General features: G+C 51.2%; 14 protein-coding genes. 7 read left to right on the top strand and 7 right to left on the bottom strand.

Features of this window, described 5'->3' with window-relative positions; translation table 11 throughout:
* The first annotated feature begins 257 nt into the window (after positions 1-257).
* Both glpT and glpQ read left to right on the top strand, forming a co-directional pair.
* A complete protein-coding gene (gene glpT / locus F4V61_RS07345) occupies positions 258-1,616 on the top strand; it encodes a glycerol-3-phosphate transporter (protein ID WP_000948738.1) in 1,359 nt (452 codons plus the stop codon).
* 4 nt (positions 1,617-1,620) lie between these two features.
* Positions 1,621-2,691, top strand: coding sequence for a glycerophosphodiester phosphodiesterase (gene glpQ, locus F4V61_RS07340; protein ID WP_079827548.1), 1,071 nt, complete (start codon positions 1,621-1,623; stop codon positions 2,689-2,691).
* A 115-nt stretch (positions 2,692-2,806) separates the two neighbouring features.
* On the opposite strand, the gene F4V61_RS07330 is transcribed toward glpQ, so the two are convergent.
* Entirely contained in the window at positions 2,807-3,685 is an 879-nt protein-coding gene (locus F4V61_RS07330; RefSeq protein ID WP_079827549.1) for a LysR family transcriptional regulator, read from the bottom strand.
* 161 nt (positions 3,686-3,846) lie between these two features.
* Here F4V61_RS07330 and F4V61_RS07325 point away from each other — a divergent pair, with 161 nt between their 5' ends.
* Positions 3,847-5,037 (top strand): MFS transporter, encoded by a 1,191-nt coding sequence (locus tag F4V61_RS07325; RefSeq protein WP_080161008.1) that lies wholly within the window; start codon positions 3,847-3,849, stop codon positions 5,035-5,037.
* A 1-nt stretch (position 5,038) separates the two neighbouring features.
* On the opposite strand, the gene yfaE is transcribed toward F4V61_RS07325, so the two are convergent.
* The 4 genes from yfaE to ubiG all read right to left on the bottom strand — a co-directional run bounded on the left by yfaE (position 5,039) and on the right by ubiG (position 9,907).
* Positions 5,039-5,293: a ferredoxin-like diferric-tyrosyl radical cofactor maintenance protein YfaE gene (gene yfaE, locus F4V61_RS07320; protein ID WP_000533917.1), complete on the bottom strand. Its 255-nt coding sequence runs from the start codon at positions 5,291-5,293 to the stop codon at positions 5,039-5,041.
* The gene (nrdB, locus tag F4V61_RS07315) at positions 5,293-6,423 is read right to left on the bottom strand and encodes a class Ia ribonucleoside-diphosphate reductase subunit beta (RefSeq protein ID WP_000332031.1); all 1,131 of its coding nucleotides are present in this window, start codon (positions 6,421-6,423) and stop codon (positions 5,293-5,295) included. Before nrdB ends, yfaE begins: the two co-directional genes overlap by 1 nt.
* Before the next feature lie 112 nt (positions 6,424-6,535).
* Positions 6,536-8,821: a class 1a ribonucleoside-diphosphate reductase subunit alpha gene (gene nrdA / locus F4V61_RS07310; RefSeq protein ID WP_001076506.1), complete on the bottom strand. Its 2,286-nt coding sequence runs from the start codon at positions 8,819-8,821 to the stop codon at positions 6,536-6,538.
* Between the two features lie 357 nt (positions 8,822-9,178).
* Entirely contained in the window at positions 9,179-9,907 is a 729-nt protein-coding gene (ubiG, locus tag F4V61_RS07305) for a bifunctional 2-polyprenyl-6-hydroxyphenol methylase/3-demethylubiquinol 3-O-methyltransferase UbiG (RefSeq protein ID WP_000990738.1), read from the bottom strand.
* A gap of 146 nt (positions 9,908-10,053) precedes the next feature.
* Between ubiG and gyrA the strand changes: the two genes are divergently transcribed.
* Positions 10,054-12,690: a DNA topoisomerase (ATP-hydrolyzing) subunit A gene (gene gyrA, locus F4V61_RS07300; RefSeq protein WP_001281276.1), complete on the top strand. Its 2,637-nt coding sequence runs from the start codon at positions 10,054-10,056 to the stop codon at positions 12,688-12,690.
* Positions 12,691-12,808: 118 nt separating this feature from the next.
* Complete coding sequence (rcsC, locus tag F4V61_RS07295) at positions 12,809-15,655, top strand: two-component system sensor histidine kinase RcsC (protein WP_000876061.1); 2,847 nt, start codon at positions 12,809-12,811, stop codon at positions 15,653-15,655.
* 101 nt (positions 15,656-15,756) lie between these two features.
* Here rcsC and rcsB read toward each other — a convergent pair whose 3' ends face one another.
* Together rcsB and rcsD are read right to left on the bottom strand one after the other, a co-directional pair.
* A complete protein-coding gene (gene rcsB, locus F4V61_RS07290) occupies positions 15,757-16,407 on the bottom strand; it encodes a response regulator transcription factor RcsB (RefSeq protein WP_001061919.1) in 651 nt (216 codons plus the stop codon).
* A 16-nt stretch (positions 16,408-16,423) separates the two neighbouring features.
* Positions 16,424-19,093, bottom strand: coding sequence for a phosphotransferase RcsD (gene rcsD, locus F4V61_RS07285; protein ID WP_038395193.1), 2,670 nt, complete (start codon positions 19,091-19,093; stop codon positions 16,424-16,426).
* Positions 19,094-19,820: 727 nt separating this feature from the next.
* Here rcsD and F4V61_RS07280 point away from each other — a divergent pair.
* Together F4V61_RS07280 and apbE are read left to right on the top strand one after the other, a co-directional pair.
* On the top strand, positions 19,821-20,957 hold the full coding sequence (locus F4V61_RS07280; protein ID WP_038395195.1) for a porin OmpC: 1,137 nt from the start codon (positions 19,821-19,823) through the stop codon (positions 20,955-20,957).
* A 116-nt stretch (positions 20,958-21,073) separates the two neighbouring features.
* On the top strand, positions 21,074-22,126 hold the full coding sequence (gene apbE, locus F4V61_RS07275; RefSeq protein WP_000784317.1) for an FAD:protein FMN transferase ApbE: 1,053 nt from the start codon (positions 21,074-21,076) through the stop codon (positions 22,124-22,126).
* Positions 22,127-22,171 lie beyond the last annotated feature (45 nt).

Genomic DNA, 22,171 nt, shown 5'->3' with positions numbered 1-22,171 from the left:
TTCGTTTTTTATCATTTAGCCATACAAAACATATGGAATGTTTGATTTCGCGCATAATCGCTCATTATTCGAAAATGAAACGTGATTCCGTGCGCCTTTCTGAACATTATTCATAAATCTGTAACAATATGTGCTGTAATTCACATTCATGAGACCGATCTTTACTTAACATCGCGGCCACACTGGGAGCAGCGGGGTTGTTTGAACGAACTGCGGTGTTTACCTCTAAATAAAATATGGGCCACGGAGGCTACAATATGTTGAGTATTTTTAAACCAGCGCCACATAAAGCGCGCTTGCCTGCGGCGGAGATTGATCCGACCTATCGTCGGTTACGCTGGCAGATTTTCCTGGGGATATTCTTTGGCTATGCCGCGTATTATCTGGTGCGCAAAAACTTTGCCCTCGCGATGCCCTATCTGGTAGAACAGGGTTTTTCACGCGGCGACTTGGGCTTTGCGCTATCCGGGATTTCCATCGCTTATGGTTTTTCGAAATTTATTATGGGTTCGGTGTCCGATCGCTCGAATCCGCGCGTTTTTCTGCCGGCAGGGTTGATTCTGGCCGCCGCAGTCATGTTATTTATGGGGTTTGTACCGTGGGCGACGTCCAGCATCGCAGTGATGTTTGTGCTGTTGTTCCTTTGCGGCTGGTTCCAGGGGATGGGGTGGCCGCCGTGCGGTCGTACAATGGTACACTGGTGGTCGCAGAAAGAGCGCGGCGGTATTGTGTCGGTCTGGAACTGCGCGCATAACGTCGGCGGCGGGATCCCGCCACTGCTATTTCTGTTGGGGATGGCGTGGTTTAACGACTGGAAAGCGGCGCTCTATATGCCAGCCTTTGGCGCGATTGTGGTGGCGCTGTTCGCTTTCGCGATGATGCGCGATACGCCGCAATCTTGCGGTTTGCCGCCTATCGAAGAGTATAAAAACGACTATCCGGACGACTATAACGAAAAAGCGGAAGAAGAGCTCACGGCGAAGCAAATCTTCATGCAGTACGTATTGCCGAACAAATTACTGTGGTATATCGCTATCGCCAACGTGTTTGTCTACCTGCTGCGCTACGGTATCCTCGACTGGTCGCCAACTTACCTGAAAGAAGTGAAGCATTTCGCTCTGGATAAATCCTCCTGGGCTTATTTCCTCTATGAGTATGCGGGTATTCCTGGCACTTTGCTGTGCGGCTGGATGTCAGACAAAGTATTCCGCGGCAACCGTGGCGCGACGGGCGTATTCTTTATGACCCTGGTCACTATTGCGACCATCATTTATTGGATGAACCCGGCTGGAAACCCAACCGTTGATATGATTTGTATGATCGTTATCGGTTTCCTGATTTACGGTCCAGTGATGCTGATTGGTCTTCATGCGCTGGAACTGGCGCCGAAAAAAGCGGCGGGTACGGCGGCGGGCTTTACCGGTCTATTTGGTTATCTGGGCGGTTCCGTCGCTGCGAGCGCCATTGTGGGTTATACCGTTGACTTCTTTGGGTGGGATGGCGGCTTCATGGTGATGATCGGCGGCAGCATTCTGGCGGTAATCCTATTGGTGGTCGTGATGATTGGCGAAAAACGCCATCATGATGAGCTGCAGTTAAAACGCAACGGAGGCTAATAACATGAAAACCACACTGAAAAATCTTAGCGTGGCATTGATGTTGGCAGGAATGGCAATCGGAAGCGGCGCCGTGGCGGCGGAAAAAGTCGTTATCGCCCACCGTGGCGCCAGTGGTTATCTGCCGGAGCATACGCTACCTGCGAAAGCGATGGCGTATGCGCAAGGGGCAGATTACCTGGAACAGGATTTGGTGATGACAAAGGATGACCATCTGGTCGTCCTCCATGACCACTACCTTGACCGGGTGACTGACGTCGCTGACCGTTTTCCGGACCGGGCGCGTAAAGACGGACGCTATTACGCTATCGATTTTACGCTGGATGAAATTAAATCCCTGAAGTTTACCGAAGGGTTTGATATTGAAAACGGCAAAAAAGTACAAACTTATCCGGGCCGTTTCCCGATGGGAAAATCTGATTTCCGCATTCATACCTTTGAAGAGGAAATTGAATTCGTTCAGGGATTAAATCACTCTACCGGTAAAAATATCGGTATTTATCCGGAAATTAAAGCGCCGTGGTTCCATCATCAGGAAGGGAAAGATATTGCCGCGAAAACGCTGGACGTGCTGAAGAAGTACGGTTACACCGGCAAGCAGGATAATGTTTATTTGCAGTGTTTTGATGTCGCTGAGCTTAAACGTATTAAGCATGAACTGGAACCCAAAATGGGGATGGATCTCAATCTGGTTCAGCTTATTGCGTATACCGACTGGAATGAAACACAGCAGAAACAGCCGGATGGTCGTTGGGTAAATTACAACTACGACTGGATGTTTAAACCGGGCGCCATGAAGCAGGTGGCGGAATATGCGGACGGTATTGGCCCGGATTACCATATGTTAGTTGCGGAAGGCTCGACGAAAGGGAATATCAAGCTGACTGGCATGGCGCAAGACGCGCATCAGAATAAGATGGTAGTTCATCCATATACTGTGCGCGCCGATCAATTGCCGGACTACGCCACGGACGTCAATCAGCTATACGATATCCTGTATAACAAGGCGGGGGTTGACGGGCTGTTCACCGACTTCCCAGATAAAGCGGTCATGTTCCTGCAAAAAAATGACTAAGGGTATGTCATCGTAGAAGTGAAGGGCCGGATGACGGCGTAAATGCCTTATCCGGCCTACCGCAATGTTCGGCAACGTAGGCCTGATAAGCGTAGCGCCATCAGGCGGTGGTGCTTTATAGCAAGCCCTCATCGGTCAGTGTTGCCATACATTTTTGCAGTAAAAATAGCGGACTTCCTTCTACCGGCGGTTCTTTTGCCAGTAGGGAAATCTGTCGATAAAACGTGGGCTCCAGCGCCACGGAACATAATTTCCCTGCTGTAGCTTTTAACGTTAATTCTGGCAATAAGGCAATGCCTAATCCTTGGCGAATAAAACTCAGCGCAGTATCTGGATGGTTAAATTCATATTTAAATATTGGCTCAATACCCTTTTCTTTAAATAATGCCATAATGCTTAATTCATAACGACCTTTACTGACAATAAGCGGTTCGTCCATCAATTCTTCGACCGTTACTGTACTGTTGGTCGCCAGGGGATGATTATCAGGTACCACTACGGTGAATTTATCCCGATAAATGGGAACGCAATACATACCGTTGACCGGAAAAGGAACAAAACCGGCATCAATACTTCCGTTCTGCAGCGAATCAATAATAGCCGTGCTGTTCTCTTCATAGGGGATTATTTTTACATTCGGATGATGGCTTTCAAAATAGCGAATCACACCGGGTAAAATACAGGCGCAGGCGCTGGGAAAACAGCCAATCCGTAGCGTGCGCGTCGGGTTCGTTTTTTCTTGTTCGGCAATCTCTTTTACCGCGTTGACGTCGCGTTGGATGGCGCGTAAGTGCCTGACGATGCGACTACCTGCGGCGGTAATCTCAATCTCTTTACGACGCTCGCGAATCAAAATGTCAACGCCGAGTTCGTCTTCAAGCGCGGAGATGGCCTGGCTGACGGCGGATTGCGTCATATACAGCCGCTTGCTGGCCTCGGTAAATCCGCCGTACTCCAGCACGGCAAGCAGGGCGTGGATTTGAGTTAAAGTCATTAGTAAAACCTGATTAATATAATTAAAACGATTAATTTCTCTAATAGATTGCGCTTGTTTATACTGCTATTCTATCGAATACATCACATTTTGACGCACCTGCCAGGTGTTCAGTTGAGCTGAGCGTTGACTGCGTGCGCCATCTGAACGGGTCGTTAAGAATGAAAGAAAAATTATGGACGAAGGATTTTTGGGCGATAACCGTAGTCAGTTTTATTATCTTTTTTGTCTTTTATGTACTGCTAACCTTATTACCTATTTATATCGCTGACCGCCTGCATGCCGCTGCGGATAAGGCGGGTTTATTAGTGACATGTTTTCTGGCCGCGGCAATTGTTATTCGTCCGTTTGCCGGGCAATGGGTAGGAAAATATTCGAATAAAAAGATTCTGGTGCTCTCTTCTCTGGCTTTTTTGGTAATTACCGCGCTGTATCCGGCTTGCCATTCCATTGAGTCGCTGCTCTTTATCCGCGTGCTTCATGGAATTACGTTTGGTGTTATTACCACGGTAAAAGGAACTATTTCAGCGCGGTTGATTCCGGCCTCCCGACGTGGAGAGGGCATCAGCTTTTTCTCTTTAGCAATGGGCCTGGCGATGGTAGTAGGCCCGTGGATAGGGCTTAATATGGCCCGCTGGAACGCTTTCACTGCTGCATTCTGGCTCTGTACCGCTGTAGCGGTGCTGGGGATTGTGCTTTCCCTTATTGTGACGGTTCCTCCGGTAATCCGTCACGCAGATGGTTCCAGGCCGAGCCTGGGGGTTGCCGCGATGTTTGACCGCGCCGCCTTGCCTTTTGCGCTGGTCACCTTTTTCATTACCTTCTCCTATGCTGGCGTGTCGGCTTTCCTGGCGCTGTACGCTCGTGAGCTGGATTTAATGGCGGCGGCGAGTAATTTTCTGCTGTGCTACGCTATTTTCCTGATGATATGCCGTACCTTCACCGGGAATGTTTGTGATAGAAAAGGTCCGAAATATGTTGTTTATCCCTGCCTGTTGGCCTTTACCATCGGTCTGGTGGCGTTGGGCTACACCAATGGCAGCATCATGATGATTATTTCCGGCGGTTTAATCGGTATCGGCTACGGTTCGGTCACGCCGGTTTTCCAGACGCAAATTATCAGTTCGGTTGAACCGCATAAAATCGGTGTAGCGAATTCACTGTTCTTTAACGCGATGGATGGCGGAATGGCGATTGGCGCCTTTATCATGGGAATGATGGTTGAGCCGGTTGGCTATCGTATGATTTATGTTGCTGGCGCGGTGCTCGTAGTGCTCGCTGGCGTACTGTATGCCGCTCAGATGAAAAAACGTGGCGCGATGCCTTTGGTTTCCGCCAGCGAGTTGCACTGAGTTACATCTCAATTTCGATATCGCCTTTTGCCCTGCAGCAGCAGGGCAAAATTTCTCCCGGCTGGATAAACGCTAAAGGCTCCGTAATCCAGTCAACCTGACCGGCGACCAGTCGTGTACGGCAAGAGCCGCAATATCCTTCGCGGCACTGATACTCCACCTCAACGTCATGCGATTCCAGCGCGGCCAGCAGAGAAGGGTGTTCATCCTGGCACAGCAGTTGTGTGCCAGTGATGCGTAGCGTAACGCGTCCCATCAGAGCTGGAAATTACTCAGATCGTCGGTATCAACTTCCGAATCGATTTGTCCGACCAGATAAGAGCTGACTTCCACTTCCTGTGGCGCGACCTGAACGTTATCAGAAACCAACCAGGTATTAATCCACGGGATTGGATTGGAGCGGGTCTGGAACGGTAGATCCAGACCCACCGCCTGCATACGAATGTTAGTAATATATTCAACGTATTGACACAGAATATCTTTATTCAGGCCGATCATCGAACCGTCGCGGAACAGATAGTCCGCCCACTCTTTTTCTTGTTGCGCCGCCTGCACAAACAGGTCATAACATTCCTGTTTACACTCTTCGGCGATGTCCGCCATCTCCGGGTCGTCCACGCCGCTACGCAATAGATTCAGCATGTGTTGCGTGCCAGTCAGATGCAGAGCTTCGTCACGGGCGATGAGACGAATAATTTTGGCGTTGCCTTCCATCAGTTCACGCTCGGCAAATGCGAAGGAGCAGGCGAAGCTGACGTAGAAGCGGATGGCTTCCAGAGCATTGACGCTCATCAGACACAGGTAGAGCTTCTTCTTGAGTTCACGCAGGTTCACGGTAATGGTTTTGCCGTTCACCGTGTGCCTGCCAACGCCCAGCAGATGCCAGTAACTGGTCATCTCAATAAGTTCGTCGTAGTAGGCGGAGATACCTTCGGCGCGCTTCTGAATTTGCTCATTGGTCACGATATCGTCAAAAACGACCGCCGGATCGTTGACGATGTTACGAATAATATGGGTATAAGAGCGCGAGTGAATCGTTTCTGAAAACGCCCAGGTTTCTACCCACGTCTCCAGCTCCGGGATGGAAATGAGCGGCAGCAGGGCTACATTCGGGCTACGTCCCTGAATGGAATCCAGCAGCGTCTGGTACTTGAGGTTGCTGATGAAGATATGTTTTTCGTGCTCCGGCAACGCCTGATAGTCGATACGATCGCGGGAGACGTCGACCTCTTCCGGACGCCAGAAGAAAGAGAGCTGTTTTTCGATCAGTTTTTCGAAGATGTCATATTTCTGCTGGTCATAGCGTGCAACGTTGACCGGCTGGCCAAAGAACATGGGTTCTTTGAGCTGATCGTTTTTCGTCTGTGAAAAAGTGGTGTATGCCATTGATATGAATCCTTTGTGGGATGAGCGCCGGATGGCGGTGCAAACACCTTATCCGGCCTACAAGCCGTGCAATTGTAGGCCGGGTAAGCGTAGCGCCACCCGGCATCGTTCATCAAATCTTACATGCGCCGCTTTCGCAGCCATCGTCCTGAATAGATGGCACCAGATCGTCCTGCGCATCTTCCGCGCCGTCGCGGGTATTTTGATAGTACAGAGTTTTCACGCCAAATTTATACGCGGTGAGCAAATCTTTTAGCAGTTGCTGCATCGGCACTTTTCCTGATGGGAAACGCGACGGATCGTAATTGGTATTGGCGGAAATCGACTGGTCGATAAACTTCTGCATAATACCCACCAGTTGCAGATAACCGTCATTATTCGGCATCTCCCACAACAGTTCGTAAGCATCTTTCAGGTGCTCATAATCCGGCACGACCTGACGCAAGATACCGTCTTTCGAGGCCTTGATGCTGACGTAGCCGCGCGGTGGTTCGATACCGTTGGTGGCGTTGGAGATCTGGGACGATGTTTCCGACGGCATGAGCGCCGATAGCGTGGAATTGCGCAAACCGTGGGTTTTGATCGATTCACGCAGTTGTTCCCAGTCGTAGTGCAACGGTTCGTTGGCGATCGCATCCAGGTCTTTTTTGTAAGTGTCGATCGGCAGGACGCCTTTTGCATAGGTGGTTTCGTTGAACCACGGGCAGGCGCCTTGCTCTTTCGCCAGTCCGTTGGAAGCTTTGAGCAGATAATACTGAATTGCTTCGAAGGTTTTATGCGTCAGATTATTGGCGCTGCCGTCGGAATAACGTTTACCATTTTTCGCCAGCCAGTAGGCGAAGTTAATCACGCCAATGCCCAGGGTTCGACGGCCCATCGCGCCGCGTTTGGCGGCCGGAATCGGGTAGTCCTGATAATCAAGCAGCGCATCCAAAGCGCGTACTGCCAGAATAGCCAGTTCTTCCAGCTCATCCAGGGTTTTAATGGCGCCCAGGTTGAATGCAGACAGCGTACACAACGCAATTTCACCGTTTTCATCGTTGACATCGTGCAGCGGTTTGGTCGGCAGAGCAATCTCCAGACACAGGTTAGACTGGCGTACTGGGGCGACAACCGGATCGAATGGACTGTGAGTATTACAGTGGTCGACGTTCTGGATGTAAATACGACCGGTAGAGGCGCGTTCCTGCATCATCAGAGAGAACAGTTCGACCGCTTTCACACGCTGTTTGCGGATGCTGTCGTCGTTTTCGTATTTTACATACAGACGCTCAAATTCGTCCTGGTCGGCGAAGAAGGCATCGTACAGCCCCGGCACGTCGGATGGGCTGAACAGCGTGATGTCGCCGCCCTTCAGCAGACGGGTGTACATCAGTTTGTTGATCTGCACGCCGTAATCCATGTGACGAACGCGGTTGCCTTCGACGCCACGGTTGTTTTTCAGCACCAGCAGGCTTTCGACTTCCAGATGCCACATCGGATAGAACAGCGTCGCCGCGCCGCCGCGCACGCCGCCCTGCGAGCAGGATTTCACCGCCGTCTGGAAGTGCTTGTAGAACGGAATACAGCCAGTGTGAAACGCCTCGCCGCCGCGAATCGGGCTACCCAGCGCACGGATACGTCCGGCATTGATGCCGATGCCGGCGCGCTGGGAAACGTATTTTACAATGGCGCTGGAGGTGGCGTTGATGGAATCCAGACTGTCGCCGCACTCGATCAGTACGCAGGAGCTGAACTGACGGGTCGGGGTACGCACGCCGGACATAATCGGCGTCGGCAGCGAAATTTTGAACGTAGAGACCGCATCGTAAAAACGCTTTACATAGTCAAGACGCGTTTCACGCGGATAGTTCGAAAACAGGCAAGCGGCTACCAGGATATAAAGGAACTGAGCGCTTTCATAGATTTCGCCGGTCACGCGGTTTTGCACCAGATATTTCCCTTCCAGTTGCTTAACGGCAGCGTAGGAGAAGGTCATATCGCGATCGTGAACGATAAACGAATCCATCTGCTTGAACTCTTCTTCCGTGTAGTCTTCCAGCAGATGATTGTCGTATTTGCCAAGCTCAACCATTTTTACCACATGGCGGTAAAGCGCGGGCGGCTCAAACTGGCCGAAGGCTTTCTTACGCAGGTGGAAAATCGCCAGGCGCGCGGCCAGGTATTGATAATCCGGCGCATCGCGAGAGATCAGGTCTGCGGCGGCCTTAATAATCGTTTCATGGATATCGGAGGTCTTAATCCCATCATAAAACTGAATATGCGAGCGTAGCTCGACCTGAGAAACCGATACGTTGTTCAGTCCTTCTGCCGCCCAATCAAGAACGCGATGAATTTTGTCGAGATTGATGCGCTCAGTACGGCCGTCACGCTTTGTCACCAGCAGACTCTGATTCATGTGGTTTTCTACCTGTTTTACCTATCCGTGAAAGAAAAAATATCCCCCCGCTTATCCACAACGCCATGCTGTGACTAACTCTGTGGATAAATACTATATATAGGGGGTTGTCGATAAATGAAACGCTATATGGTGAGTATTCTAGTAGGGATTCTTTTGAGTACAAGAGTTGATTTTGGCGTTAAATTGCGGTTGCAAAAGAGCAAGAATCGCTAAGTGCGCGTCTGATAAGGCCTGGAGAGGATGTCAATAATTCATAAAAAAAAATCAAAATTTGATCGAGTGCTGATTTCTTCATCGAAGAGATAGATTGCGCCCGATGATCTGACGCAACCTCCATAGGAAAATTCTTTGACGTCATGCTTTTTTAGCGCGGGTATGCAACATGTAGTTAACGTCTACACCGGGGCCGAGTTTAAAAGTATTCGTAATCGGATTGTAGTGCAGCCCGGTGATATGCTGCTCTTTCAGGATGGTCTCATCGACCCAGCTCAATAGTTCAGCGGGCTTAATGAATTTCTTCACGTCGTGCGTGCCTTTTGGCACCATGCGCAGAATATACTCGGCGCCGACGACCGCCATCAGCCAGGATTTTCCATTGCGGTTCAACGTTGAGAAGAACACCTCGCCGCCGGGTTTAACCAGTTGGGCGCAGGCGTGGACGACCGATTGCGGATCGGGAACGTGTTCCAGCATTTCCATACAGGTGACGACGTCGTACTGCTGAGCATGTTTTGCCGCATGTTCTTCAACCGTCTCCTGCACATACTCTACCTCAATGCCGCTTTCCAGCGCGTGCAGTCTGGCGACCTGCAAAGGCTCAAAGCCCATATCCAGCCCGGTAACGGTAGCGCCTTCGCGCGCCATGCTCTCCGCCAGAATACCGCCGCCGCAGCCGACATCGAGCACCTTTTTACCGAACAGGCCGCCGGAGCGTTCAGCAATATAGCCCAGACGCAGCGGGTTAATACGGTGCAGCGGCTTAAATTCGCCTTCCAGATCCCACCAGCGCGACGCGACTGCTTCAAATTTGGCAATTTCTTCATGGTCAACGTTATGGCGTTCCGGCGCTTTTTCGGCATTCATAGGGGCTTCTACTCCTTATTTAGCAAGACGAATAAGTATATCAGGCATTCCCAGCGAATAAACGGTATTGGTTTACCTCAATCAACGCGGTTGTGTTATAATTTGCGACCTTTGAATCCGGGATACAGTAGAGGGATAGCGGTTAGATGAGCGACCTTGCGAGAGAAATTACACCGGTCAACATTGAGGAAGAGCTGAAGAGCTCCTATCTGGATTATGCGATGTCGGTCATTGTTGGTCGTGCGCTGCCGGATGTCCGAGATGGCCTGAAGCCGGTACACCGTCGCGTACTTTACGCCATGAACGTATTGGGCAATGACTGGAACAAAGCCTATAAAAAATCTGCCCGTGTCGTTGGTGACGTCATCGGTAAATACCATCCCCACGGCGATTCCGCAGTATATGACACCATTGTTCGTATGGCGCAGCCATTCTCGCTGCGCTACATGCTGGTGGATGGTCAGGGTAACTTCGGTTCTATTGACGGCGACTCTGCGGCGGCGATGCGTTATACGGAGATCCGCCTGGCGAAAATCGCCCACGAACTGATGGCCGATCTCGAAAAAGAGACGGTGGATTTCGTTGATAACTATGACGGCACGGAGAAAATTCCGGATGTCATGCCGACCAAAATTCCGAATCTGCTGGTCAACGGTTCTTCCGGTATCGCAGTGGGTATGGCGACGAATATCCCGCCGCACAACCTGACGGAAGTGATCAACGGCTGCCTGGCATATATCGACAACGAAGACATCAGCATTGAAGGGCTGATGGAACATATTCCAGGACCGGACTTCCCGACGGCGGCCATTATCAACGGTCGTCGCGGTATCGAAGAAGCCTACCGCACTGGTCGCGGTAAAGTGTACATCCGCGCCCGCGCGGAAGTGGAAACGGACGCGAAAACGGGCCGTGAAACCATCATCGTTCACGAAATTCCGTATCAGGTGAACAAAGCGCGTCTGATTGAGAAAATCGCCGAGTTGGTGAAAGATAAACGCGTAGAAGGCATCAGCGCGCTACGCGACGAGTCTGACAAAGACGGGATGCGCATCGTAATTGAAGTAAAACGCGATGCGGTGGGCGAGGTGGTGCTTAACAATCTCTACTCCCAGACCCAGCTACAGGTTTCCTTCGGTATTAACATGGTGGCACTGCATCACGGCCAGCCGAAGATCATGAACCTGAAAGATATCATTTCAGCGTTCGTGCGCCACCGCCGTGAAGTGGTGACCCGTCGTACTATTTTTGAACTGCGTAAAGCCCGTGACCGTGCGCATATCCTTGAAGCTCTGGCAATTGCGCTGGCGAACATCGACCCGATCATTGAGATGATCCGTCGCGCGCCAACGCCGGCGGAAGCGAAAGCGGCGCTGATTTCTCGTCCGTGGGATCTGGGTAATGTCGCTGCAATGCTGGAACGCGCGGGCGATGACGCGGCGCGTCCGGAGTGGCTGGAGCCGGAATTTGGCGTGCGTGACGGTCAGTACTACCTGACTGAACAGCAGGCACAGGCGATTCTGGATCTGCGTTTGCAGAAACTGACCGGCCTGGAGCATGAAAAACTGCTCGACGAATATAAAGAGCTGCTGGAACAGATTGCTGAACTTCTGCACATTCTGGGCAGCGCCGATCGTCTGATGGAAGTGATCCGCGAAGAGATGGAATTAATTCGCGATCAGTTTGGTGATGAGCGTCGTACTGAAATCACCGCAAATAGCGCTGATATCAATATCGAAGATCTGATCAGCCAGGAAGATGTGGTCGTGACGCTGTCTCACCAGGGTTACGTCAAATATCAACCGCTGACGGATTACGAAGCGCAACGTCGCGGTGGGAAAGGTAAATCTGCCGCGCGTATTAAAGAAGAAGACTTTATTGACCGTCTGTTGGTAGCCAATACCCATGACACGATTCTGTGCTTCTCCAGCCGTGGTCGTTTGTACTGGATGAAGGTCTATCAGTTGCCGGAAGCCAGCCGTGGCGCGCGCGGTCGTCCGATCGTCAACCTGTTGCCGCTGGAAGCCAATGAACGTATCACCGCGATTCTGCCGGTACGCGAGTACGAAGAGGGCGTCAACGTCTTTATGGCGACCGCCAGCGGTACCGTGAAGAAAACGGCGCTGACCGAGTTCAGCCGTCCGCGTTCCGCCGGTATTATCGCGGTGAACCTGAACGAGGGGGACGAACTGATTGGCGTTGACCTGACTTCCGGTTCTGACGAAGTCATGCTGTTCTCGGCCGCCGGTAAAGTGGTGCGCTTCAAAGAAGACGCCGTCCGTGCGATGGGGCGTACCGCGACCGGCGTAAGAGGCATTAAGCTGGCGGGGGACGATAAAGTGGTTTCTCTGATCATCCCACGCGGCGAAGGCGCTATTCTGACCGTAACGCAAAACGGTTACGGGAAGCGGACGGCGGCGGACGAGTACCCGACCAAGTCGCGTGCGACGCAGGGCGTTATCTCTATTAAAGTGACCGAGCGCAACGGCTCCGTTGTCGGCGCGGTACAGGTAGACGATTGCGACCAGATCATGATGATCACTGATGCCGGTACTCTGGTGCGTACCCGCGTATCCGAGATCAGCGTGGTGGGCCGTAACACCCAGGGCGTTATCCTTATCCGTACGGCGGAAGATGAAAACGTGGTGGGGCTGCAACGCGTTGCAGAACCGGTGGATGACGAAGAACTCGACGCTATCGACGGCAGCGTGGCGGAAGGGGACGAGGATATCGCCCCGGAAGCGGAAAGCGATGACGACGTTGCGGATGACGCTGACGAGTAATGCTATTGCTGTGCGAGGGCCGGATATCCGGCCCTTTTTTCTTTGCCGTTGCGGGCTACGTCATTTACCGCTACCTTAGACACACTCTATTTACATCCTGAGGCGGAGCTTCGCCCCTTTGAAATACCTTGCTTCCTTTCGAACCACGCTGAAAGTCTCTCGCTATTTATTCAGAGCGTTGGCGTTACTCATCTGGCTCTTAATTGCCTTTGCTTCGGTGTTTTACATCGTCAATGCCCTGCACCAGCGGGAGTCTGAAATTCGTCAGGAGTTTAACCTTAGCTCCGATCAGGCGCAGCGTTTTATCCAGCGCACGTCGGACGTGATGAAAGAGCTCAAATATATCGCCGAGAACCGTTTAACGGCGGAAAACGGCGTAATGTCGTCGCGTGCGCGTGATGACAAAGTGGTGGTGCCGGACTTTGAACCGCTATTCGCCGATTCTGACTGTGCGGCGATGGGGGCTGACTGGCGTGGATCGCTGGAGTCACTGGCCTGGTTTATGCGCTATTGGCGCGACAATTTTTCTGCGGCGTATGATCTTAACCGCGTTTTCCTGATTGGTAGCGATAACCTTTGTATGGCGAATTTCGGTCTGCGCGAAATGCCCGTGGAGCGCGATGATGCGTTAAAAGCGCTGCATGAGCGGATTATGAAATACCGCAACGCATCGCAGGAGGAAAGCGGGAATAACCTTTTCTGGATAAGCCAGGGCGCGCGTCAGGGCGTGGGGTATTTTTATGCGCTGACGCCAGTGTATCTGGCCAACCGTCTGCAGGCGTTGCTGGGCGTCGAGCAGTCCATCCGCATGGAAAATTTTTTTACGCCAGGCAGTTTGCCGATGGGCGTCACCATTATTGATGAAAACGGCCATTCGCTGATATCGTTGACCGGTCCTGATGGCAATATTAAAGCGGAGCCGCGCTGGATGCAGGAGCGCTCCTGGTTTGGTTATACGCCAGGTTTTCGCGAACTGGTGCTCAAAAAAAGCCTGCCGCCATCTTCGCTCAGTATTGTCTATTCTGTGCCGGTAGATTTAGTCCTGGAGCGTATTCGTATTCTTATCCTGAACGCTATCCTGTTGAACGTGCTGGTGGGGGCTGGGTTGTTTACGCTTGCGCGGATGTATGAGCGGCGAATTTTTATTCCAGCGGAAAGCGATGCTCAGCGTCTGGAAGAGCATGAGCAGTTCAACCGCAAAATCGTCGCCTCCGCGCCGGTGGGGATCTGTATTTTGCGCACGATTGATGGCGTCAACATTCTGAGTAACGAACTGGCGCACACCTATCTGAACATGCTCACGCATGAAGACAGACAGCGCCTGGCACAAATCATTTGCGGTCAGCAGGTCAACTTCGTTGATGTATTGACCAGTAATAATACTAATTTGCAAATTAGCTTCGTACATTCCCGCTATCGCAATGAAAACGTGGCGATTTGCGTGTTGGTAGATGTTAGCACGCGCGTCAAAATGGAAGAGTCGTTGCAGGAGATGGCGCAGGCGGCGGAGCAGGCGAGCCAGTCTAAATCCATGTTCCTTGCGACCGTCAGCCATGAATTACGCACGCCGCTGTACGGTATCATCGGTAATCTTGATCTGCTGCAAACCAAAGAGCTGCCAAAAGGCGTGGATCGTCTGGTCACGGCAATGAATAACTCCTCCAGCCTGTTGTTGAAAATTATCAGCGACATTCTCGATTTCTCGAAAATTGAGTCGGAACAGTTAAAGATTGAGCCGCGCGAATTTTCCCCGCGGGAGGTGATGAATCATATCACCGCCAATTATCTGCCGTTGGTGGTGCGTAAGCAGCTCGGCCTGTATTGCTTTATTGAGCCTGACGTGCCGGTATCGCTGAACGGCGACCCGATGCGTTTACAGCAGGTCATCTCAAATCTTCTGAGTAATGCTATTAAATTTACTGACATCGGCTGTATCGTGCTGCATGTACGCTGTGACGGCGATTATCTCAGTATTAGCGTGCGGGATACCGGAGTCGGTATCCCGGCGAAAGAGGTGGTCCGCTTGTTCGATCCCTTCTTCCAGGTGGGAACCGGCGTACAGCGTAACTTCCAGGGCACTGGTCTGGGGCTGGCGATTTGTGAAAAATTGATCAGCATGATGGACGGCGATATTTCCGTCGATTCCGAGCCCGGCATGGGAAGCCAGTTTACGCTGCGTATTCCGCTTTATGGCGCGCAATACCCAGTGAAAAAGGGCATGGAAGGACTTGCCGGAACCTGTTGTTGGCTGGCGGTACGCAATACTTCTCTGTGTCAGTTTATTGAGACCACTCTGGCGCGTAGCGGCGTTCATACGCAGCGTTATGAAGGACAAAAACCTGCAGCGGACGATATTTTGATTGTTGATGATGTGCTGGAACATACCTGGCAAGGGAGGGCTGCGGTCATCTTTTGCCGCCGTCATATCGGGATTTCGTTGGAAAGGGCACCGGGCGAGTGGGTGCATAGTGTGGCGTTGGTGCATGAGTTGCCTGCGCTATTGGCGCGTATCTATAGTATTGAGCTGGATAGTGAAGCGCTTTCCACCGCATTGCCGCCGGCAGATAAAACCGCAGATTCAAATGACGACATGATGATCCTGGTGGTTGACGATCATCCGATTAACCGTCGTCTGCTGGCCGATCAACTGGGATCGCTGGGGTATCAGTGTAAGACAGCCAATGACGGCGTGGACGCCCTGAATGTGCTGAGTAAGAACCCTGTCGATATCGTTCTGAGCGATGTAAATATGCCGAACATGGACGGTTATCGCCTGACGCAGCGCATCCGTCAGCTTGGGCTAACGCTGCCGGTAGTCGGCGTGACGGCGAACGCGCTGGCGGAAGAGAAACAACGTTGTCTGGAGTCCGGTATGGACAGTTGTTTGTCGAAGCCCGTGACGCTGGATGTGTTGAAGCAGACGCTGGCGGTGTACGCCGAGCGGGTACGTAAAACACGGACATAAAAAATGCCGGATGGCGGTGTTGCCTAATCAGGCCTACAAGAGATGAGTCGGTTTGTAGGCCTGATAAGCGCAGCGCCATCAGGCATGGTAACGTGAGCGATTTATTCTTTGTCGGTCGGACTTAGCGTCACGGAAGAGAGATAGTTGAGTAGCGCGATATCATTCTCGACGCCCAGTTTCATCATCGCCGATTTTTTCTGGCTGCTGATGGTCTTAATACTGCGGTTGAGCTTCTTGGCGATTTCGGTCACCAGGAAACCTTCGGCAAACAGGCGTAATACTTCGCTCTCTTTCGGCGACAGGCGTTTGTCGCCGTAGCCGCCTGCGCTGATTTTCTCCAGCAGACGAGAGACGCTTTCCGGGGTGAATTTTTTGCCTTTTTGCAGCGCGGCCAGCGCCTTAGGCAGATCGGTTGGCGCGCCCTGCTTGAGTACGATCCCTTCAATATCGAGATCCAACACGGCGCTCAGAATCGCTGGATTGTTGTTCATGGTCAGAACGATGATCGACAGGCTCGGAAAATGGCGCTTGATGTACTTGATCAAGGTGATCCCATCGCCGTATTTATCTCCCGGCATGGAAAGGTCGGTGATCAACACATGCGCATCTAATTTCGGCAGGTTGTTGATCAATGCTGTGGAATCTTCAAATTCGCCGACAACATTCACCCACTCGATTTGTTCAAGTGATTTGCGAATACCGAACAGTACAATCGGGTGGTCATCGGCAATAATTACGTTCATATTGTTCATGTATTGGGCTACCTTGCTACAGCAAGCTTTTGACGTAGGCGTCAATGTCGCTGATATATTTTTCTATACCTGGAGCATCTTTCTCACGAATCCGATGTTCCAGCGTTTCACATAACTGCTTGCCGGGTACCAGATTAAGCATGGCAAACACCCCTTTCAGGCGGTGGGCCGTTTGGGCCAGCGCAGCGAAATCGCTGGTTGCCGCCTCAGTATACAACCTCTTAACATCATCCGGTACTGTGTCTACAAATAGCGCATAATAACCGCTGGCATGAAGCTCGGCATTTTCATCTCCCCCGAGCGGAGAGGCCGGAATCTCTTCCTGCGCCAGTTGCTCTTCGATAAGTTGTAGTACAGCTTCCTGCATAGCATTGCTCATATTAAAGTTGACGCGCAACTGGCCAGGGCCAATTTTCCGCACGCCTGACTCATCATCGCTTAAAAGCAAGCCGGAGGCAGTAAGATTAGACGGATTATCCGTTAAAAAGAGATCATATTCTTGACTTATCTGTCGTTCATCCGGTGTGATGCAGGTCGCGCCCCAGTTTTCTAACTGACGTAACACAATTGCGCGGACCTCGTTGGACGTTACATCGACCATCACGCTAACGTCGTCCAGCAGGCGCTCTTCAATCTGAGTATGCTGATCGTGAGGAAGCATTTTGACATGAACGGTATAGCGCGTACCCAGTGTTTCTCGCGCCTTAATGTTGAGATGACCGCCAAGTTTGCGCGCCAGTTGATTGCACAGCCAGAAAGTGAGCGGATTCGCTTTGCCGTAACGATCGCCCTGCGTTTCATTTATATACGGGAAATGCAGATTATCAATCTCGTTTAACGTTACGCCTTCGCCTGTATCCAGTATGCGAAACGTCAGACGTTCCGCGACAGATTCATCCTGCTCGACCTCAAGCGTAACCTTACCCATAGAGGTTGTCGTGACGGCGTACTGAATCAACAACAGCAGAATTCGGCGCAGAGCATCGCGATCGCCCCAGCGCTCATCGTTGCCGCTCAGATGGTTATTAATTAGCAGTTGCAGCCCTTTACGCTTAATAGCAGGTAGCACCGCTGGCACGACTTCGTCAATAAGATCCTGAAGGGAGAACAGCGTTGCTTCGCTTTTCCATGCGTCATTTTCCAGCATGTTCGCCAGTTGAATTTCATCGATCATACGGACCAATACATCCGCCTGATCCGCCAGTTTCAGGCTTTCCGGCGTCGTGGCCGCTGAGGCGTTAACCGCCAGTTGGCGCACAGGCTCTTTAAGCGTGTTGCTGATATTTTGCATAAATGCGGCGCGACCCTGCTGATTCTTCTCATACAGGCGCTGCGCCTGTTTAAGCTTCTTATTCACCAGTACTTCCCGGTCCTGATCGCGAATAATAAAAATCTGCGTGCGGGGAGCGACCTGGCTGCGAAATAGACGAATCTCATACAATTCGTTGTTAATCGTCGCCTGAATCACGCCCTGATGCTGTTCGGCCATGCTGGTGATATTTTGCAGGTTGAGATGCGGCAACAGATGATCGGCGATTTTATTGCTGATCACGGTGCGGTTTCCTTCCTGATCGTAGACCAGCAGACCCAGCGGCAACAGCGAAACGATCTCTTCATTAATAGCGCGTAAAACACGAAGCTCGTTATTCGCCGCGCTGCCGGATGTCGATTCCGTCGTCCGTCCCGGCTGATGGCGGAACGTGGCGTACCCAAATAATGCCAACGCCAGCAGCCCGATGTTCAGCAGTAAAGGCAGCAGAATATTTTGTAAGGTATCAAGCAAAAGCGTACCGAACGGCACCTGCCAGATCAGGCGCATTCCGGTCGAGTTCAGTGCTGAGGAGATCTCAATTTTTGAACCGTTAAAGCTAATACTGACACTATCAGGCGCCTCCTTTTCACTGCTTCGTCCCGTCGCCTGGGTTGCGTCAGGCTCTATCCGAAAACTGTCCAGCGGCATTCCCGGCGGGATTAAATCATTAATGGGTAGATCAAACGCCACTACCGTCGCCAGATGCCCCGGCTGATTGAAGGTCGTGCGCAGCGTAAAATAGTGACCATTTTGCCAGGCCAGTTTTCGTAATGAGGAGAAACTTTCGCGCTCATCCAGCGCATTCGCCTGCTGCAACATCTCTGCCCGACGGGAATCAACGATATTGCCAATAGTGGACTCTTTAAAGCCGGAAGAGAGATCTTTCAACGGTAGGGTGGAGATAAGAATCAGGCTATTATCCTGTCCGTTGAGGTAATACATTGACCACGGTACGTTTTCTGCGCCCCATAGCGTATCCAGATAGCTTGACATACGCTGTGTCATTTCCAGAGTGGCGCTGTCATGGGAGCCGAAAATCAGCGCTTCAGTTTTACGCCGGGGCTTTTCAAGATAGTACACATCCTGTTTCAGTCGCGTTTCCTGAAGTCCTTCGCCTGTCGATGGCGTAGTGGTCGCGGCGATATTGTCATAAATTTGCCAGGTGACATACCGCCAGGTATCCACGCGTTTATGAATAGCGTGGGTTATGTCGACTATTTGATAGCTTTTGTCTTTCAACCAGGCGTTGACGGCGCTCTGTACCATAACGCCCATCGTTACCAGCAGCACAATGATCAGTAATAAGAAGAAACGGGTAATGCTTCCCGGTAGAAGGGAGAATCGGGTAGAGACCGTTGTGTCAGACTGACTCATTTATGTTTACGACCTGTAAAAGCAACGCTAAAGGTGAAAGGGCAGTATAAAGGGTAATGAATGAATTTCCAGACTCTTACGTTATGCCGGGCAACTTAACACGCGCTCCGTCGGCGCGGCAGGAAAATCGTTCAGTCTTCGCGGAGCGGTACAAATATAAAGATTACTTAAAGATGTTTAGCGCTAAATATCAAGAAATTATTTAATAATGCCTTACGAACTTAAGGGGAAGGCGGTAGTAAATAACTGTTATAGTTTTAGGCTGGTAGCATAGAACAGCCAGTTTTGTGTAAAAAATCGTAAAAAAAACCGAATGCGAAGCATTCGGTTGAAATAGGGGTAAACAGACATTCAGAGATGAATGACGGTAATAAATAAAGTTAATGATGATAGCGGGCACTATTTTAGTTGCGAATGAAGATTTTGTTTTATCATTCAGTGCTATGGATTTTATGAATATAATCCGTTGATTTTAAAGGTTTTGAAAATATGTTTTATCTGTTTGTGCTTATTTTTACTTGATTTTTGCTTTAAAAAAGTTCCGTAAAATTAATATTTTGAAACACCTATATCGATAACTGTAACATCTTAAAAGTTTTAGTATCATATTCGTATTGGATTATTCTGTATTTTTGCGGAGAATGGACTTGCCGACTGGTTAATGAGGGTTAACCAGTAAGCAGTGGCATAAAAAAGCAATAAAGGCATATAACAGAGGGTTAATAACATGAAAGTTAAAGTACTGTCCCTCCTGGTACCAGCTCTGCTGGTGGCGGGCGCAGCGAATGCGGCTGAAATTTATAATAAAGACGGCAACAAATTAGACCTGTTTGGTAAAGTTGATGGCCTGCACTACTTCTCTGACGACAAAGGCAACGACGGCGACCAGACCTACATGCGTATCGGCTTCAAAGGCGAAACGCAGGTTAACGATCAGCTGACCGGTTATGGCCAGTGGGAATATCAGATTCAGGGCAACCAGACTGAAGGTAGCAACGACGCCTGGACGCGTGTGGCGTTTGCAGGTCTGAAATTCGCTGACGCAGGTTCCTTCGATTATGGTCGTAACTACGGCGTGACCTATGACGTGACCTCCTGGACCGACGTTCTGCCGGAATTCGGCGGCGACACCTACGGCGCTGACAACTTTATGCAGCAGCGTGGTAACGGCTATGCCACTTACCGTAACACCGACTTCTTCGGCCTGGTGGATGGTCTGGACTTCGCGTTACAGTATCAGGGCAAAAACGGCAGCGTGAGCGGTGAAAACACCAGCGGTCGCAGCCTGCTGAACCAGAACGGCGACGGTTACGGCGGATCGCTGACTTACGCCATCGGCGAAGGTTTCTCGGTTGGCGGCGCTATCACCACGTCTAAACGTACTGCCGATCAGAACAACACTGCTAATGCTCACCTGTATGGTAACGGCGATCGCGCCACGGTCTACACCGGCGGCCTGAAATACGATGCTAACAACATCTATCTGGCGGCGCAGTATTCTCAGACCTATAACGCGACCCGTTTTGGTACCTCTAACGGCAGTAACCCGTCTACCTCTTACGGCTTTGCCAACAAAGCGCAGAACTTTGAAGTGGTTGCTCAGTACCAGTTCGACTTTGGCCTGCGTCCGTCCTTGGCTTATCTGCAGTCTAAAGGTAAGGACATCAGCAACGGTTACGGCGCCAGCTATGGCGACCAGGACATCGTAAAATATGTTGATGTCGGCGCGACTTACTACTTCAACAAAAACATGTCCACCTATGTTGATTACAAAATCAACCTGCTGGATAAAAACGACTTTACCCGCGATGCGGGCATCAACACCGACGACATCGTCGCACTGGGTCTGGTTTACCAGTTCTAATCAGCGCAAAGATGTTGCTAAAAGGGCCTGCGGGCCCTTTTTTCATACCTTGTTCCGGCGTACAACTACGACGTTTTACTATACGCTTGCATCCATTCGAATGAGGATCATCAGCGATGAAAATGACTTTTTGCCGGGCTGTGCTTATGGCGACCGCTTTTTTATTCATGGGTTGCGATGACGCTTCCCAAACGACAACAACCTCGCCTGACGCTCAGGTGCTGGAAGGTAAAACGATGGGCACCTTCTGGCGGGTGAGCGTGGTTGGCATCGATGCGAAACGCGCCGTAGAGCTGCGGACGAAAATCCAGACCCAGCTTGATGCTGACGATCGGTTGCTCTCTACTTACAAAAAAGACTCCGCGCTGATGCGCTTTAACCATTCACGCAGTCTTGCGCTCTGGCCGGTCAGCGAAGCAATGGCGGATATCGTGACTTCAGCGCTGCGTATCGGCGCGAAGACGAATGGCGCTATGGATATCACCGTGGGCCCGCTGGTTAATCTGTGGGGATTCGGGCCGGAGCGGCAGCCGCTGCATATTCCAACGCAAGTGCAAATCGACGCGGCAAAAGCGAAAACAGGCCTGCAACATTTGCAGGTTATCGACAGGGCGGGACATCAGTTTTTGCAAAAAGATCTGCCGGATCTGTATGTTGATCTCTCAACGGTCGGGGAGGGCTATGCGGCGGATCATCTGGCGCGTCTGATGGAGCAGGAGGGCATTGCGCGTTATCTGGTCTCCGTGGGCGGCGCATTAAGCAGTCGCGGGATGAATGCGCAGGGGCAGCCGTGGCGTGTCGCGATTCAGAAGCCGACCGACCGGGAAAACGCGGTACAAGCGATTGTGGATATCAACGGGCATGGCATCAGTACCTCCGGCAGCTACCGCAACTATTATGAGCTGGATGGCAAGCGCGTATCACACGTTATCGATCCGCAAACGGGGCGCCCCATTGAACATAACCTGGTATCGGTCACGGTCATCGCGCCAACGGCGCTGGAAGCAGACGGCTGGGACACCGGCCTGATGGTGCTCGGTACGAAAAAGGCGAAAGAGGTCGTGCGGCGGGAAGGATTGGCGGTCTTTATGATCATGAAAGAGGGCGAAGGCTTTACCACCTGGATGTCACCGCAGTTCAAAACGTTTCTGGTGAGCGATAAGAATTAAAACGCAAGATTACGGGTTTTTGTGGGCTGCTTTACGGACATACTG

It is taken from the genome of Salmonella enterica subsp. arizonae, from assembly GCF_008692845.1.
GTDB classification, from domain to species: domain Bacteria; phylum Pseudomonadota; class Gammaproteobacteria; order Enterobacterales; family Enterobacteriaceae; genus Salmonella; species Salmonella arizonae.
Note: the sequence above shows the minus strand (reverse complement) of the source record. Positions and strands in the feature narration are given on the sequence as shown.